Source organism: Pseudomonas fluorescens NCIMB 11764, assembly GCF_000293885.2.
GTDB classification, from domain to species: domain Bacteria; phylum Pseudomonadota; class Gammaproteobacteria; order Pseudomonadales; family Pseudomonadaceae; genus Aquipseudomonas; species Aquipseudomonas fluorescens_B.
In genome coordinates this window covers 2,817,822-2,833,756 of sequence record NZ_CP010945.1, presented here as the reverse complement: position 1 = coordinate 2,833,756, position 15,935 = coordinate 2,817,822, and the positions used below count along the sequence as shown (strand labels likewise).

Genomic DNA, 15,935 nt, shown 5'->3' with positions numbered 1-15,935 from the left:
CACTACAAAGCTGACTGACTCACCTCCCCATCCACCAGCCGCCGAATCCCCAGCGGATTCGCGTTTTGCAACGCCTCGGGCAACAACGCATCCGGATAATTCTGGAAGCACACCGGCCGCAGGAATCGATCAATCGCCAGCGTCCCCACCGACGTGCCCCGCGAATCCGACGTCGCCGGATACGGCCCGCCATGCACCATCGCCTCACACACCTCGACCCCGGTCGGATAGCCATTGAGCAAAATCCGCCCGACCTTTTCCTGCAGCGACTCGGCCAGCCAGCGGTATTCCAGCAGCTCCTCGGCCTCGCCGATCAGCGTCGCCGTCAATTGCCCGCGCAAACCGTGCAGCGCGGCCGCGAGTTGCGCCTGGTCTTCGACTTCAATGACGATGGTGGTCGGCCCGAACACCTCCTCCTGAAGCAGTTCATCGCCCTTGAGCAACAGGCTGACATCCGCCCTGAACACCTGTGGCTGCGCCTGATTGCCCTGCTGCGGTTTGCCCGCCAGGTGCGTCAGTCCCGGATGTTCGTGCAGTTCGCCCAGGCCTTTGCTGTAGCTGACGAGTGCGCCGGCATTGAGCATGGTTTGCGCCGGTTGCTGGTTCATGCTGGCGCACAACGTTTCGAGGAAAGTGCTGAACTGCGGCGAGCGCAAACCGATGACCAGACCCGGATTGGTGCAGAACTGGCCACAACCCAGCGTCACCGAACCGGCGAGTTGCGCAGCGATCTGCTCGCCACGCACCTTGAGGGCTTCAGGCAATAGGAACACCGGGTTGATGCTCGACATCTCGGCAAACACCGGGATCGGTTGCGGCCGGGTCGCGGCCATGTGGCTCAGGGCATTGCCGCCCTTGAGCGAACCGGTGAAGCCCACCGCCTGGATCGCCGGGTGCTTGACCAGCCACTCGCCAACACCACCGCCATAAATCATGTTGAACACACCGGCCGGCATTTCGGTGCGCTCGGCTGCGCGGATGATCGCGTCCGCCACCCACTCGGCGGTCGCCATGTGCCCGCTGTGCGCCTTGAACACCACCGTGCAACCGGCGGCCAGCGCCGAGGCGGTGTCGCCGCCCGCCGTCGAGAATGCGAGCGGGAAGTTGCTGGCGCCAAACACCGCAACCGGGCCGATGGCGATGCGGTACTGGCGCAGATCCGGACGCGGCAACGGCTGACGATCCGGCAATGCGCGGTCAATCCGTGCGCCGTAGAAATCGCCGCGCCGCAGGACTTTGGCGAACAAACGCATCTGACCGCTGGTACGTCCGCGCTCACCCTGAATACGACCGGCCGGCAATGCCGTTTCACGGCAGACAGTGGCGACGAACTCATCACCCAGCGCATCGATTTCATCGGCGATGGCGTCAAGAAAGGTCGCGCGTTTTTCCGCACTCAGGTTGCGGTAGACCGGGTACGCCGCGGCGGCGGCTTTGGCGGCGGCATCCACTTCGGCTTCAGTGGCCTGGAAGAAGCGGCCGGGCAACGGTTCACCGGTGGTCGCGTCGAGACTTTGCAGCTGCAACGTACCGTTGGCGCTGCGACGACCGCCGATGTAGTTGTGTCCTGTGAGTGTGGTCATGAGTGATTCCTTGGCCGGCTGACAAGCGCCGGAGGTTGAAAGCTTAAAGCGAACGAACTTGGCCGATGGCCAACGGCTGGGCGCTTTCGCCGATGCCGTTTTCCAGCGGTGCGCCGAACGCATCGAGGCTGATCTGGAAGCGATCGCCCGGTTGGGTTTTCACCCCGTCGGCAAATGACAGTGTGGCGGTGCCGAAGTAATGCACGTGGACATCGCCGGGCCGCAGAAACTGCGCGTACTTGAAGTGATGGAATTCGAGGTTGGCAAGGCTGTGGCACATGTTGTCTTCGCCGCTGAGAAACTCTTTTTCCCAGAGGGTTTCGCCGTTGCGGATGATGCGACTGGTGCCCGCCAGATGCCGGGGCAACTCACCGACGCGCAGTTCCGGACCGTAGGCGCAGAAACGCAATTTCGAGTGCGCGAGGTAGAGGTAATTGCGCCGCTCCATGACATGGTCGGAGAACTCGTTGCCCAGCGCATAACCGACGCGATATGGCAGGCCGTCGTCGCCGATCACGTAGAGGCCGGTCAGCTCAGGTTCCTCTCCGGCGTCTTCGGCAAACGGCGGCACCGGGAAGTCCGCGCCGGGGCGCACGACGATGCTGCCGTCGCCTTTGTAGAACCATTCCGGTTGCGCGCCGACCTGGCCGGCGGCGGGTTTTCCGCCCTCCAGGCCCCACTTGAAAATGCGCATGGTATCGGTCATGCCGGCTTCAACGGCGCCGTCCTGCTGGTGCATCTTGTCCCGTGCCGAGGCGCTGCCCAGATGGGTCAGGCCGGTGCCGCTGATCAGGCAATGGGCCGGGTCTTCGTGGTCCAGCGGCGGCAGGACCTGGCCCTGCTGCAACAGCTGCGCGTAATCCGGGCCAGGCTCGGTGCCGCGTGAAGCGACTTCATCTTGCAGGCTGCGTTGGGCGCGGATCGCCGCGAGTGCCAGTTCACGGGTGCTGCGGGTGCCTTTCAGCACCTGGACCTGTGAACCTTCGACAACGCCGACCTGGCGCTCACCGACAGAATTTTCAAATTGAATCAGGCGCATGACGGCCCTCCATAAAGTCGGGATTGGGGTCACTCGATGATGTTGAAATCGCTCAAATATTCATCGGAGATTTCCAGGCCCAAACCTGGCGTGTTGTCGTCGAGCTGGATGTAGCCGTTGACCGGTTGCGGCTCGCCCTTGAACACGTAATAGAAAAGTTCGTTGCCGACCTCGACATCGAACACCGGGAAGAACTCGGCCATCGGCGAGGCAGTGGTGGACATGGTCAGGTGATAGTTGTGCATCTGCCCGGCGTGGGGGATCACCGGCACCGACCAGGCTTCGGCCATGGCGTTGATCTTGCGCGCGGCGGTGATGCCGCCGACGCGGTTGGTGTCGTACTGGATCACGTCGACGGCGCGGCGTTCGAGCAAGTCTTTGAAGCCGTAGGAAGTGAACTCATGCTCGCCGCCGGAGATCGGCATGATCCCCATTTTTTTCAGCTCGATGTAGCCCTCGATGTCGTCGGCAATCACCGGCTCTTCCAGCCATCGCGGTTCGAACTCGGCCAGTTTCGGCAACATGCGACGCGCATATTCGAGGGTCCAGCCCATGTAGCATTCGAGCATGATGTCGATGTCCGGGCCGGCCAGTTCACGCAGGGCGCGCACTTGTTCAATGTTCTTGCGCATGCCCGCCGGGCCGTCTTTCGGGCCGTAGCCGAAACGCATTTTCAGCGCGGTGAAACCCTGGTTCAGATAACCCTGGGCTTCTTCGAGAAACAGGTCGAGGTTGTCGTTGGCGTAGAGCTTGGAAGCGTAGGTCCAGATCTTTTCCTTGGTCCGCCCGCCAAGCAGCTTGAACACTGGCTTGTTGACCGCTTTGCCCATGATGTCCCAGATCGCGATGTCGATCGCCGAGATCGCCGCCATGCCGATGCCTTTGCGGCCCCAGGCGTGGCTCTGGCGGTACATCTTCTGCCAGATGTATTCGTTGTCGAACGGGTCTTCACCGATGGCGATCGGCGCCAGGTAAGTGTCGATGATTTCCTTGGCCACACGTGGCGCCAGCGCACAGTTACCGATGCCGACGAGACCGGTGTCGGTCTCGACTTCCACCACCAGCCAGCCGTGGAAACGGAACGAGCCCATGGCGTCACCGCGCTCGAACAGGATGTCGCTGGCGTTGGTGCAGAAGTGCGCTTGAGGCGGGACGACTTTACCTTTCCACTCGAAAACGCGGGTACGGATTGCTTTGATTTTCATGGGTACGGATTCCTTGCGCTGCCGGCTTTTTGTAGTTGTTTGAGTCGTGTGCGCAGAGCCGTTCGGGTGATCGGCGCTGGTCATTCGATGGAGCGACTTTAGCCAGCGCTTGGGGGCGGCGGATAATCACTTATGCACATCCGTCGATAACCTGGGGTGATAGGAAAAAGCGGATATCCGTTAGATCGGGTTATCAGCCATCACAAAAAAAAGGTGGGAGCGAGCCTGCTCGCGATTGCGATCTGACAGTCACTTCAAGGGTGTCTGTCATGCCGTCATCGCGAGCAGGCGCGCTCCCACAGGGGTATTGCGGTGAGTCAGTAGGTGTTGCCGCCCATCCGGCACGCGATCTCGAAGGCCTGGCGGATCGCGCCGACGTTGGCCTTGCCCTGGCCCGAGATATCAAACGCGGTGCCGTGGGCCGGCGTGGTAATCGGAATCGGCAAGCCGCCCTGCACCGTCACCCCACGGGAGAAGCCCATCAACTTGATCGCGATCTGTCCCTGGTCGTGGTACATGGTCACCACCGCGTCGAAGGCGCTGGCATCCCCTTGAACCTTGAGGAAAATCGTGTCGCCCGGGTACGGACCTTCTGCCGCAATCCCCAACGTTTGAGCCGAGCGCACCGCCGGCCCGATGATGTCGAGTTCTTCGCGCCCGAACGAGCCGTTGTCGCCGTTGTGGGGGTTCAAGCCACAGACGCCGATGCGCGGCTTTTCCAGGCCATTGCGCTTGAGCGCGGTGTCGATCAGCTGGATCGCTTCCACCACCCGCGCTTGAGTCAACATGCCCGGCACCTCGGCCAGTGCCACGTGGGACGTCACTCGAGACGTCCATAGATTGTCGAGCACGTTGAACTCGCAGAACGGCCCATGGAAATCCAGCAGTTCGGCGAACCAGTGCAGCTCATCGTTGTGGGCCATGCCGGCCATGTGCAGCGAGGTCTTGTTCAGTGGCCCGAACAGAATGGCATCGGTGATGCCGGCCTCAGTCAGGCGCAGGGCTTTTTCCAAGGTGTCGAGGCTGTAGCGACCGCCAATGACACTGGCTTCGCTGCGCGGGAATTCACCGAGGGTGTCGCCGCGAAAGTCATAGAACAGCGGCGTGTCATCGACAAACGACAGCTGCTCCAACGACTCCACACGACGGTAAGGAAACTCCACCCCGGCGATGCGCATGCCGCGACGCATTTCCGCCTCGTCGGCAATCAGGATCACGTTGGCCTGGCTGCGGACCTGAGGTTCCGCGAGCAGGCGTGCGATCAGTTCCGGGCCGATGCCGGCCGGGTCGCCCAGGACCATGGCGATGGTTGTCTTGTTCATGCTTCACTCCTCAAGGGTTCGGGCCGTGTCCGGTCAATGGCGCAAGGCTCGCAGCGATAGACCCGCTGCGCGTTGCCGTAGAACAGTCGCTGCTGATCGGCGCCAGGCAGGTCAGCAACGATGGATTTGAAACCGCTGTAGATGTCGTCGAACGAGCCGCACAGGCTGTCCACGGGGAAGTTGCTGGCGAACATCACTCGATGGGTGCCGAACATGGCGATCACTTCGCGCACGATCCACGCGTTGTCCTTTGCACGCCATGCCCGCCCCGCCACGCCCAGGCCGGAAATCTTCACCTGCACGTTCGGCCACTCGGCCAGCCGCGCCATTGCCAGACGCCAGCCGGCCAGGCCTTCGGCACTGCGGTCATTGGGCAAACCGGCGTGGTTGAGAATCAGGGTGGTGCCGGGAAAGTCCCGGGCCAGCCGCTCGGCTTCGAACAGGTTCCACCAGGGTGTCTGCAAATCGAAATGCAGCCCCAACCCTTGCAGCGCGGCGTAACTGCGCCGCCAATGTTCATCGCTCATCAGGCTGCGCAGATGCCCGACCTGTGCGGTCGAGGTCGGTCCGCCGGGTTTGTGGCGCACGCTGCGTACCCCCTTGAAACTCGCCTGTTCGGTAAGCACCGCGATAGCATCCGGATGATCCAGCCAGGCCTGGGCGACGATGGCATTGGGGACGCCGTAACGCGCGGCCAGACTTTCGATGAAGCGGGTTTCGCCGATCGGGTCTTGCGGGTCCCATTCGGTCTCGATGTACACCGTTTGCACGACGTTATGCGAGCCGGCATCGGCGAAGTAGTCATCGGGAAAATAGCGCCGCTTGATCGCGCTGTAATCGCCGTAGCGAAACGGGATGTCGGCTTCGGGTGCGAGCCATGGATGGTGATTGATCGTCGGATCCCAGAAGTGGTGATGGGCGTCGATGATCGGACCGTCATACACCTTAGTCATGCCGCACCTCGTCGAGACTGATGAACAATGTGGCCAGCACGAAGACGGCCGAACAGGCGGCGAAGAACCCCAGCACCGGCGCAAAGCCACCGGCCATTTGCAGGATCACGCCGACCAGGATCGGGACTGCAATCCCGCCAGTGCTGCCGGCCATGTTCATCACCCCGCCAATCAACCCGACCCGTGCCGGTGCCGCCAGCAATGCCGGGAAGCTCCAGTAGAGGCTGCCCCACATCAGGAAAAACGCAGTCATGGCCAACAGCGCCACGGCGGCAAACGGGTCAGTCAGGGTCGGCAGCAACAGGAACGCGCCGAGGGCGATCACACCGGAAAATGCCAGCAGGCTCTTGACCGCGACACCGCGACTGACGCCTTTGCGGATCAACCCGTCGCAGAGGAAACCACCGGTCAACGAACCCAGCGCGCCGCAGACGAAAATCACGAACGTCGCCGCGCCAATGCCTTTGATATCGAAGCCTCGGGCCTGCGCCAGATAACTGGGGCCCCAGGTCAGCAACCCGAAATACACCATCGCCCAACTGGCGCGTCCGATGAGCAAACCACTCAGGGAACGGGCGGCGATGCCGAGGCCCTTGACCGGCACTCGCGCCGCTTCGGCAGCAGGCGTCGCGCGCCCGGCGTTGATCTTCTCCAGTTCTTCGGCATTCACTTGCGGGTGACTGGCCGGGTCATCGCGCAGATAACGCCGCGCCAGCCAGGCCAGTACCAGCGTCGCGATACCGGCGATCACGAATGCCAGGCGCCAGGAGTCCAGCGAAGCAATCAGGTAGGCAATGATCAACCCGCCGAGCGCCACGCCCAACGGGCTGCCACTGTCCATCAGCACCGCGCCGCGACTGCGCTCGCTCGGCGCCAGCCACAGGGAAATCAGCTTGCCGCCCGAAGGGAACAACGGCGCCTCGGCAGCGCCCAGCGCAACCCGGGCGAACAGTAACGACAACCCGCCGGTGGCGAACGCCGCCAGCACTTGAAACGTGCCCCACAACCCGGTGGACCAACTGATGACCCGATGCGGCCCGAAGCGATCGATCATCCAGCCGCCAGGAATCTGCAGCAATGCATAAGCCCAGAAGAAGCTGCTGAGGATCAGCCCTTGCATGCTCGGCGACAGGGAAAATTCATGGGCGATGGTTGGCATCGCTATCGACAGCGACACCCGATCGATCAGGTTGACCATGGTCAGCGCGAAGATGATCGCGAAGATCCGCCAGCGCACACTGCTGGCCTTGTTCGTGCCGGTCAGCGGAGTGGCCGCTGCGACAGGCTGGGCAACTGCGCCGGGCAGCTGCAGGGAAGCACTGGGACGAGCCATGGTGCGTACCTCGATTTATTATTTTTGTGAGATGCAGCATTGCCGCTTCAGGCGGCGTTGGTGAGCACTATCGAAGGCCCAGTGATAACCGTCTAATCAAAACTTGAAATACGGCGATAGCCTCGGGTTATGTCACGCCATGCTTTCAGCGGGCTTTCAATGGGCAGTACCTGCCTGACTTTCCTATCAAACCGCTCTGGTGCAACGGCCTTGGCGATCATGGCGATATTGGCCCTTCAGACCTATAACCGCAGGCTATCGGTGTATGTATTGTTTTGACTAGACGCGAGGACGGAGGCTTCCCACACTCAGGCCAGGCTTGCAGCTTTTGAACACCGACAAGTCACTCATAACAACTACAAAAACGAGGCCTTCCATCATGCGAAATGCATTCCTCCGTCGCACATCCCGTCTGTTTCTTGGCTGCACGCTGATCGCCGCCGGAACCCTTCCCACTCTCGCTCACGCCGCCTGGCAACCGGACAAGAACGTCGAAATCGTCGTCGCTGGCGGCCCTGGTGGCGGCACCGATCAACTCGGCCGCCTGATCCAGTCGATCATCACCACCCACAAGTTTCTCGATGTGAATACCATCGTCCTCAACAAGGGTGGCGGCAATGGTGCCGAAGCCTTCCTCGACCTGAAAATGAACAAGGGCGATCCGGAAAAACTGGTGATTGGCACCAACAACATTTACCTGCTGCCACTGGTGTCCAAGCTCGGTTATCAATGGCAGGAGCTGACTCCCGTGGCGGCCGTGGCCGAGGACGACTTTATCCTCTGGAGTTACAAGGATGCCCCCTGGAAAGACGCCAAAGGCTTCTACGAAGCTGCCAAGGCTGATCCGTCTAAACTGCGCATGGGCGGCAGCCAGTCCAAGGATGTCGACCAGACCCTGACCCTGCTGCTGAACCAGACCAACAACAGCAAACTGGTGTACATCCCGTTCAAGAGCGGCAGTGAAGCCGCGACCCAACTGGCCGGCAAACACATCGCCGCCAACGTCAACAACCCCAGCGAAAGCATCAGCCAATGGCGCGGTGATCAGGTCGAGCCACTCTGCGTGTTCAGCAAGGAGCGCATGAGCTATACCGACAAGGTCGCCGGCGAAAAATCCTGGGCCGATGTGCCGACCTGCCACGAGCAAGGCCTGGGCATAGATCAGTATCGCTTCCCGCGCACGGTGTTCATGCCCGGCGAAGTCACCGCCGAGCAGCGGGCGTTCTATGTCGAACTGATGCGTAAAGTCACCGAGACCCCGGAGTTCAAGGCCTACGTCAAGCAGAACGCGCTGGTGCCGACCTTCCTCGAAGGCGAGCCGCTGACTGCCTACATTGAGAAAGACACCGCCCGCGTCACCCCGGTGTTCAAAGAAGCCGGCTGGCTGAAAAACTGAGTTGCCGACGGCCGTCCGCCTGCGCACGGCCGTCACCTCTGGAGGTGTCTTCATGTCCCATTCTTCGGATTCACCGGCGCTGGTCGGTACCCGCTGGGTCGAACTCGGCCTGGCTGTCTTCACCGCGCTGATCGGCGTGGTGGTGATGTTCGGCAGTGTCGAACAAGGTATCGGCTGGGGCGATTCCGGCCCTGAGCCGGGTTATTTCCCCTTCTACATCGGCCTGATGCTGAGCGCCGCGAGCGTGGCCAACGGCGTATGGACGATGGTGCGCTGGAAAGCCCTGAGCCTTTCATTCGTCAGCCGCAGCGCGTTCAAACAGGTGCTGTCAGTGTTCATTCCGATTGCGCTGTTCGTTGGCGCCATGCCGTTCACCGGCATCTATGTGGCGTCAGCCTGTTTCATCGCCTGGTTCATGTGGCGTGACAAGGTCCGCACCAAGCCTTACGGCAAATTGATGATCGCCAGCGTATCCCTCGGCGCGGTGCTTGCCAGTTACCTGATTTTCGCGCTGTGGTTCAAGGTCCCGCTGGATGCCGGTCCGATGGGCGACTGGATTGCCCTGGCCGGGAGAAATTTCAAATGAGTGAGTTCGATTCCCTGCTGCAAGGCATGAACCTGATCCTGACCCCGGGCCATATCGGCCTGATGGTGATCGGCGTGCTGCTGGGCATTCTGGTCGGCGTATTGCCCGGCCTCGGCGCCCCCAATGGCGTGGCGTTGCTGCTGCCGCTGACGTTCACCATGTCGCCGGTGTCGGCGATCATCCTGCTGTCGTGCATGTATTGGGGCGCGCTGTTTAGCGGCTCGATCACCTCGATCCTGTTCAACATACCCGGCGAACCCTCATCGGTGGCGACGACGTTTGACGGCTACCCGATGGCCCGCGAAGGCCGCGCCGCCGAAGCCCTGACAGCGGCGTTCAGCTCGGCATTGATCGGCGCACTGGCCGGGGTGTTGTTGCTGACCTTCCTGTCGACCAAGATCGCCGCATTTGCCATGTCGTTCAGCTCACCGGAGTTCTTTGCGGTGTACCTGTTGGCGTTCTGCACCTTCATCGGCATGAGCAAGAACCCACCACTGAAAACCGTGGTGGCGATGATGATCGGTTTCGCCATGGCAGCGGTTGGCATGGACACCGTGTCCGGCAACCTGCGCCTGACCTTCGACCAGCCGATCCTGATGACCGGGATCAGTTTTGAAGTGGCAGTCATCGGGCTGTTCGGTATCGGCGAGATCCTCTGCACCGTCGAGGAAGGCCTGGTGTTCCGTGGCGAACATGCACGCATTACGCCGATGGTAATTCTGCGCACCTGGGCCAAGTTGCCGCGTTACTGGTGGACGATCGTGCGCAGCACCCTGGTCGGTTGCTGGATGGGCATCACGCCCGGCGGCCCGACGGCGGCCTCGTTCATGAGCTACAGCCTGGCGCGGCGTTTCTCGAAGAATCGCGAGAACTTCGGCAAGGGTGAACTCGAAGGCGTGATCGCCCCGGAAACCGCTGACCACGCCGCCGGCACCAGCGCCCTGCTGCCGATGCTGACCCTCGGGATTCCCGGTTCCGCCACGGCGGCAGTGATGCTCGGCGGGTTGATGATCTGGGGCTTGCACCCTGGCCCGACGCTGTTTGTCGAGCAACACGATTTTGTCTGGGGCCTGATTGCGAGCATGTACCTGGGCAACGTGGTGAGTCTGATTGTGGTGTTGGCCACCGTGCCGCTGTTCGCCTCGATCCTGCGCATTCCGTTCTCGATCATTGCGCCAATCATCATCATGGTCTGCGCCATCGGTGCGTACTCGGTGCACAACTCGTTCTTCGACGTGGTGCTGATGCTGGGCTTCGGCGCGCTGGGTTACCTGTTCAAGAAGCTCGGTTACCCGATTGCACCACTGGTATTGGCCGCGGTGCTAGGGGACAAGGCTGAAGATGCGTTCCGTCAATCGATGCTGTTTTCTGACGGGCAGTTGGGGATTTTCTGGTCCAACCCGTTGGTGGGTTGCCTGACCACGGCAGCGCTGCTGATGCTGTTCTGGCCGCTGATTTCCAAGGCACTGGGCGCCCTGACGGGCCTGCGCAAACCGACCGTCGCCAAGACCAAATCGGTGCTGTGACACAGCAATGCTGGCAACGCCTGACATTTGTTGTCAGGCTTGCCGCAGTCTTTTCTGCGAGCGCGGCCCATGACCCGAATTCCTGATGCCAATGTAATCCACAGTCGACTGCGTCTGCGCCAATTGCGGTTGATGCTGGCATTGCAGGAATTCGGCTCATTGCGCCGGGCTGCCGATCACATCGGCATGACCCAACCGGCAGCGACCAAGATGCTCCACGAGGCCGAGGACTTGCTCGGCGTCGAGCTGTTCGAACGCCTGCCCCGTGGCATGCGCTCGACCCCATTCGGGGAAACCGTCATCTACTACGCGCGCATGGTGTTTGCCGAACTCAGCGGCATGCGTGAAGAACTGGTCGCACTGGAATCCGGCAACCTCGGGCGGGTCGCCGTCGGCGCGATTCCGGCGTTGGCCTCGGGGTTGTTGACCCGCACCATCGCCACCTTGAAGCAAAGCCATCCACGGTTGTCGATGAGCATTCAGGTCGATACCAGTGACGTGTTGGTACAGGCACTGCTGCAGGATCAACTCGACATCGTGCTGGGGCGGATTCCGGCCGGTGCGAGGGCCGAAGAACTGCTGTTCGACAGCCTCGGCGAAGAGGCGTTGTGCGTCATTGCCGGCGCGCAGAATCCGTTGGCGCAGGAGAAACACCTGAGCTGGGCGGAATTGCAGAACATGACCTGGGTGCTGCAACAGCAACCGAGCCCGATGCGCGCGATCATCAATCAGGTGTTCCACAATGCACGGGTCGACATTCCCAGCAGCATCGTTGAAACCACCTCGATCATGACCTTGCTCTCGTTGATCCAGCAGACTGACATGCTTGGCGTTACGCCGGTGTCGGTGGTCGAGGATTATCCGGGGCGGGATTTGCTGGCGGTGTTGCCGATCAAGTTTGAAGCGCGGCTGCCGCCGTATGGGTTGATTACCCGGCGTCATCGAATTCAATCGTCGGCGATGCAGGCGTTTATGAATTCGGTGCGGGCGGAGCATGCGTTGACCAAGTAACAGGGCCGGATGGAGGTCTGGTTTTTTGGTGTATATCCGTTTCTTGAGTAACGGCGACTATTGGTTCCGCCCTGACGCCCCTGACGTACGGCCTTCCGACGGGGCAGATCAAGATCAAAAGCCAAGGCGAGGCGACCTGAGAGCCTGCCTGAAGTCCGTCAGGATCATCGACGCGGAACACCAATGTCATGTCCCCCGCCCCCCCTGTGGGAGCTAGCCTGCTAGCGATGGAAGTCCGGACAACACGTTCATTCAGACAGCACGCGTTATCGTTGAAGTCCATCGCTAGCAGGCTAGCTGTGATCTCTCTGTAGGTTGTTCACTCGGGGCTTTTCCAAGTGACTCGCTGTAAAAGCGAAACCGCCAGAAGCCATTACCGCAGAAACGGATAGGTTCCCAACCGCGTCACCCTGTCTTACGAAACACAAACCCCAAACCAACAATAATCAGCACCATCCCAAGCATGCTCAACCCCGCCAGTCTGTTGCCGAAAAACAGGTAATCCATCACCGCGGTCACCGCCGGCACCAGGTAAAACAAACTGGTGACGTTCACCAAATTACCCCGAGCGATAAGCCGATAAAGCAACAGCGTCGCCAGCACCGACACCACCAGCCCCATCCACAACACCGGCACGATAAAACCGCTGCTGTGTTCGAAATGAAACGGCTGGAACGGCACAAAGATCCCGCACAGCAACAACCCCGCGAGGTACTGCACCGGCAACGTGCCGAGGGGATTATCGGTAATGCGCTTCTGCATGATCGAACCGAACGTCATGCTCGCCAACGCCAGCAAACCGAAGAGCATCCCCGCCAGCGACATACCCGCCAGACCGATGCCCTGGTAAACCACCATGACCAGACCGACCAGGCCCAGGGTCAGCCCGAACATTCGGCTGGCTGAACGCTGCCGCTCCATGATCACTACCGTGAGAATCGGCTGCACGCCCATGATTGTGGCCATCACACCCGGCGTGACTTTCAGGTCCAGGGCCAGCAGATAGAAAATCTGATAAGCCCCCAGCAACACCACGCCCGTGGCCATCGCATACAACATCGGCTTACCGCCCTTGGGCCGTTTCAACTTGAGCAACGGCACCAGCAGTACCAACCCACACAGAGCGATAGCAAAGCGGATCAGCAGAAAAGCGAAGGGTGACGCATGGGCCAGGCCCCATTTGGAGAAGATCGCCCCGCTGCTCCACAGCAGAACGAACAGGCTCGTGGACGCCGCCGCGAGCGCGGATTTTTTCGAAAGGACAAACATGAAGACCACCTGTAGTCAGGCAAAAAGCCAACTCAGCCGAAGCTGAAATCCAGTAGCTTTTTCAGGCAGGCGCGGGTAACAGCAACTAGATAGAAACTGATCAGCCCGAAACGCCAACGCCCGGCGGTGATACGACTGCGTACACCGGCGTGCTACGGACAGGTGGGGGGTAATGACTGATCTGCGCAGGCTGCTGATTCCCGCACGGCACGACGCCAGCGTTGACCGCTGAATCGACTACCGCGTTGATGAGGGATGCAGGCATGGGCTGATCTTTTTTGATGAAGTGGACGGTGGGTTGGATAACACCGAGCGCCGACTATAACCAGCGGGCGACCCGGATTGCAATGACTTGGACAAAGGGCCAGTAACGAAAGCTGTCGCGCCGAAACTACCTTCGAGAGAAATGTCGGGCGACCATTAAATCGGCGAAAAAAAACCGCTTCAATGAGCGGTTTTTCATTTCTTGCCCGGAATCACCCAAACAACCAATACCCCAACAACGTCAACACCACCACCGCCAACACCGGCCGCAACACGCGGTAAGCCTTGGGGTTGCGACGCTTCCACTGCTTGACCACACCGCTGACCCTGTCACTGGACTTCTTGCTCCAGGCGTAAGCCTTGTTGATTCCGCCAACCCGTTCGTCGTCGAGATTCTGCGGCGCCGTTGCGCGACCGAGCAAGCCACTGACCCAACGGTTGAGGCGGGTCATGACGCGGTTGCTCAGCGGACGTTCGATGTCGCAGAACAAAATGACCCGGGTTTTCTCGGTTTCGTTCTTCACCCAGTGCACATACGTCTCATCGAACATCACATCTTCACCGTCGCGCCAGGCATACACCTGACCGTCGACGAAAATGCGGCAATCATCGGAGTTCGGGGTCGACAGGCCCAGGTGATAACGCAAGGAACCGGCAAACGGATCGCGGTGCGGGTTGAGGTGGCTGCCGCCCGGCAGTAGCGCGAACATGGCGCCTTTGACGTTGGGAATACTGCTGACCAGGGCCACGGTTTTCGGACACAGCGCTTCGGCCGATGGCAGGGGTTTGTCGTACCACTTGAGGTAGAAGCGCTTCCAGCCTTTCTTGAAGAACGAACCAAAACCGGCGTCGTTATTTTTCTCGGCGGCGCGAATGTAACCCTCATCGAACAGGTGCATCGCTTCGTCGCGGATGACTTCCCAGTTGTCCTTGAGCACATCCAGCTCCGGGAACTTGCTGCGGTCCAGATAAGGTTTGGACGGCACGCTGGAGAACAGGTACATCAAGGCGTTATAAGGCGCGAAGAGCGCGGAGTGGTTGACGAACTGACGCAAGGCCGGCAAACGCGCCTTGCCGCGCAAATGCACATAAAGAGTACTGCCCAGGAACAGCAGCAACAGCGACGCCTTCGCGGCAAAGGAAAAGGTCATCAACAACTCCTTGAGAAAAAACAACTCTGCACAACGCCATTTACCCGACGTTGCAGCCGGCCATGATAAACATTACCGGCCACGGGAAAAACCCGTCTAACTCAACATTCACTGTTAAGAATTATGCAATAAAGCACTTCTTACCATAGCGTTCCTGAACGGGGGCTGATCTGAATCAACCCCCCACCCCACGATCAAATAATCACGGCTTTGGCAACGTCTATTGCTGATTCTCCTGTTCGGTAAACAGGTCACTGAACAGCATGCTCGACAGGTAGCGCTCGCCAGAATCGGGCAGGATCACCACGATCGTCTTGCCCTGCATTTCCGGGGTTTCCGCCAGGCGTACCGCCACAGCCATGGCAGCTCCGCAAGAGATGCCGCACAAAATGCCCTCTTCCTGCATCAAGCGCAGGGCCATGGCCTTGGATTCATCGTCGGTCACCAGCTCGACACGGTCCACCATCGACAGGTCCAGGTTCTTCGGTACAAAACCGGCGCCGATGCCCTGGATCTTGTGCGGGCTCGGTTTGATTTCTTCCCCGGCCAGCTTCTGCGTAATCACCGGCGAAACCACCGGTTCAACCGCCACGGAAAGAATCGGTTTGCCTTGGGTATTCTTTATATACCGCGAAACGCCGGTAATGGTTCCACCCGTTCCTACGCCCGCCACCAGCACATCGACCGCGCCGTCGGTGTCGTTCCAGATTTCCGGACCGGTGGTTTTCTCGTGGATGGCCGGGTTGGCCGGATTCTCGAATTGTGCGGGCATGAAATAGGTGGACGGGTCGCTGGCAACAATTTCAGCTGCCTTTTCGATCGCGCCTTTCATGCCCTTGGCCGGTTCGGTCAGCACCAGTTCGGCGCCGAGTGCCTTGAGCACTTTGCGACGCTCAATGCTCATGGACGCCGGCATGGTCAACATCAGCTTGTAGCCCCGTGCAGCGGCAACAAACGCCAGACCAATGCCGGTATTGCCAGAGGTGGGCTCGACGATGGTCATGCCAGGCTTGAGTTTGCCGGTGCTTTCGGCGTCCCAGATCATGTTCGCTCCGATCCGGCACTTGACCGAATAACCTGGATTGCGCCCCTCGATCTTGGCCAGGATGGTCACGCCACGCGGTGCGATGCGGTTGATCTGCACCAGCGGCGTATTGCCGATGGAATGGGCGTTGTCAGCAAAAATACGGCTCATGGCTGGGTCCTTATGCAGCGTTGAATTAGCCCTTCACGGTATGCCTGTTGCCCGTGGTCGTCCAGTCGGGTCGAACGTCCGGTGACCACCGCAGTCAATGGT

14 protein-coding genes are annotated in these 15,935 nt (G+C 60.4%); 4 read left to right on the top strand and 10 right to left on the bottom strand.

The window, feature by feature from the left end; genetic code table 11:
• Positions 1-2: 2 nt before the first annotated feature.
• The 6 genes from B723_RS12995 to B723_RS12970 form a co-directional block, all read right to left on the bottom strand.
• Positions 3-1,583, bottom strand: a complete 1,581-nt coding sequence (locus B723_RS12995) for an aldehyde dehydrogenase (NADP(+)) (protein WP_017337022.1) — start codon at positions 1,581-1,583, stop codon at positions 3-5.
• Between the two features lie 43 nt (positions 1,584-1,626).
• The gene (gene araD1, locus B723_RS12990) at positions 1,627-2,622 is read right to left on the bottom strand and encodes an AraD1 family protein (RefSeq protein WP_017337021.1); all 996 of its coding nucleotides are present in this window, start codon (positions 2,620-2,622) and stop codon (positions 1,627-1,629) included.
• A gap of 29 nt (positions 2,623-2,651) precedes the next feature.
• The gene (locus B723_RS12985; protein ID WP_017337020.1) at positions 2,652-3,827 is read right to left on the bottom strand and encodes an L-rhamnonate dehydratase; all 1,176 of its coding nucleotides are present in this window, start codon (positions 3,825-3,827) and stop codon (positions 2,652-2,654) included.
• Between the two features lie 317 nt (positions 3,828-4,144).
• The gene (locus tag B723_RS12980; protein WP_017337019.1) at positions 4,145-5,149 is read right to left on the bottom strand and encodes a 4-hydroxythreonine-4-phosphate dehydrogenase PdxA; all 1,005 of its coding nucleotides are present in this window, start codon (positions 5,147-5,149) and stop codon (positions 4,145-4,147) included.
• Positions 5,146-6,102 (bottom strand): amidohydrolase family protein, encoded by a 957-nt coding sequence (locus B723_RS12975; protein ID WP_017337018.1) that lies wholly within the window; start codon positions 6,100-6,102, stop codon positions 5,146-5,148. Before B723_RS12975 ends, B723_RS12980 begins: the two co-directional genes overlap by 4 nt.
• Positions 6,095-7,435: an MFS transporter gene (locus B723_RS12970; protein WP_017337017.1), complete on the bottom strand. Its 1,341-nt coding sequence runs from the start codon at positions 7,433-7,435 to the stop codon at positions 6,095-6,097. The genes B723_RS12975 and B723_RS12970 overlap by 8 nt, the downstream gene beginning before the upstream one ends.
• 379 nt (positions 7,436-7,814) lie before the next feature.
• Between B723_RS12970 and B723_RS12965 the strand changes: the two genes are divergently transcribed.
• The 4 genes from B723_RS12965 (at position 7,815) to B723_RS12950 (ending at position 11,954) form a co-directional block, all read left to right on the top strand.
• A complete protein-coding gene (locus tag B723_RS12965) occupies positions 7,815-8,831 on the top strand; it encodes a Bug family tripartite tricarboxylate transporter substrate binding protein (RefSeq protein ID WP_017337016.1) in 1,017 nt (338 codons plus the stop codon).
• A gap of 52 nt (positions 8,832-8,883) precedes the next feature.
• Complete coding sequence (locus tag B723_RS12960) at positions 8,884-9,417, top strand: tripartite tricarboxylate transporter TctB family protein (RefSeq protein WP_017337015.1); 534 nt, start codon at positions 8,884-8,886, stop codon at positions 9,415-9,417.
• Positions 9,414-10,943: a tripartite tricarboxylate transporter permease gene (locus B723_RS12955; RefSeq protein ID WP_017337014.1), complete on the top strand. Its 1,530-nt coding sequence runs from the start codon at positions 9,414-9,416 to the stop codon at positions 10,941-10,943. The genes B723_RS12960 and B723_RS12955 overlap by 4 nt, the downstream gene beginning before the upstream one ends.
• A gap of 69 nt (positions 10,944-11,012) precedes the next feature.
• Positions 11,013-11,954: a LysR family transcriptional regulator gene (locus B723_RS12950; protein WP_017337013.1), complete on the top strand. Its 942-nt coding sequence runs from the start codon at positions 11,013-11,015 to the stop codon at positions 11,952-11,954.
• Positions 11,955-12,359: 405 nt separating this feature from the next.
• On the opposite strand, the gene B723_RS12945 is transcribed toward B723_RS12950, so the two are convergent.
• The 4 genes from B723_RS12945 to cysK form a co-directional block, all read right to left on the bottom strand.
• The gene (locus B723_RS12945; protein WP_017337012.1) at positions 12,360-13,223 is read right to left on the bottom strand and encodes a DMT family transporter; all 864 of its coding nucleotides are present in this window, start codon (positions 13,221-13,223) and stop codon (positions 12,360-12,362) included.
• Positions 13,224-13,323: 100 nt separating this feature from the next.
• Positions 13,324-13,488, bottom strand: a complete 165-nt coding sequence (locus B723_RS33445) for a hypothetical protein (RefSeq protein WP_193393006.1) — start codon at positions 13,486-13,488, stop codon at positions 13,324-13,326.
• 211 nt (positions 13,489-13,699) lie between these two features.
• On the bottom strand, positions 13,700-14,638 hold the full coding sequence (locus B723_RS12940; protein WP_017337011.1) for an aspartyl/asparaginyl beta-hydroxylase domain-containing protein: 939 nt from the start codon (positions 14,636-14,638) through the stop codon (positions 13,700-13,702).
• A 220-nt stretch (positions 14,639-14,858) separates the two neighbouring features.
• A complete protein-coding gene (gene cysK, locus B723_RS12935; RefSeq protein ID WP_017337010.1) occupies positions 14,859-15,833 on the bottom strand; it encodes a cysteine synthase A in 975 nt (324 codons plus the stop codon).
• Between the last annotated feature and the right edge of the window lie 102 nt (positions 15,834-15,935).

Excerpts from the sequence above, each read along its gene's own strand:
- B723_RS12980 (WP_017337019.1), bottom strand. The coding sequence starts at position 5,149 with ATGAACAAGACAACCATCGCCATGGTCCTGGGCGACCCGGCCGGCATC.
- B723_RS12985 (WP_017337020.1), bottom strand. The coding sequence starts at position 3,827 with ATGAAAATCAAAGCAATCCGTACCCGCGTTTTCGAGTGGAAAGGTAAA.
- B723_RS12940 (WP_017337011.1), bottom strand. The coding sequence starts at position 14,638 with ATGACCTTTTCCTTTGCCGCGAAGGCGTCGCTGTTGCTGCTGTTCCTG.
- B723_RS12970 (WP_017337017.1), bottom strand. The coding sequence starts at position 7,435 with ATGGCTCGTCCCAGTGCTTCCCTGCAGCTGCCCGGCGCAGTTGCCCAG.
- B723_RS12995 (WP_017337022.1), bottom strand. The coding sequence starts at position 1,583 with ATGACCACACTCACAGGACACAACTACATCGGCGGTCGTCGCAGCGCC.
- B723_RS12955 (WP_017337014.1), top strand. The coding sequence starts at position 9,414 with ATGAGTGAGTTCGATTCCCTGCTGCAAGGCATGAACCTGATCCTGACC.
- B723_RS12965 (WP_017337016.1), top strand. The coding sequence starts at position 7,815 with ATGCGAAATGCATTCCTCCGTCGCACATCCCGTCTGTTTCTTGGCTGC.
- B723_RS12945 (WP_017337012.1), bottom strand. The coding sequence starts at position 13,223 with ATGTTTGTCCTTTCGAAAAAATCCGCGCTCGCGGCGGCGTCCACGAGC.
- araD1 (WP_017337021.1), bottom strand. The coding sequence starts at position 2,622 with ATGCGCCTGATTCAATTTGAAAATTCTGTCGGTGAGCGCCAGGTCGGC.
- B723_RS12950 (WP_017337013.1), top strand. The coding sequence starts at position 11,013 with ATGACCCGAATTCCTGATGCCAATGTAATCCACAGTCGACTGCGTCTG.
- cysK (WP_017337010.1), bottom strand. The coding sequence starts at position 15,833 with ATGAGCCGTATTTTTGCTGACAACGCCCATTCCATCGGCAATACGCCG.
- B723_RS12960 (WP_017337015.1), top strand. The coding sequence starts at position 8,884 with ATGTCCCATTCTTCGGATTCACCGGCGCTGGTCGGTACCCGCTGGGTC.
- B723_RS12975 (WP_017337018.1), bottom strand. The coding sequence starts at position 6,102 with ATGACTAAGGTGTATGACGGTCCGATCATCGACGCCCATCACCACTTC.
- B723_RS33445 (WP_193393006.1), bottom strand. The coding sequence starts at position 13,488 with ATGCCTGCATCCCTCATCAACGCGGTAGTCGATTCAGCGGTCAACGCT.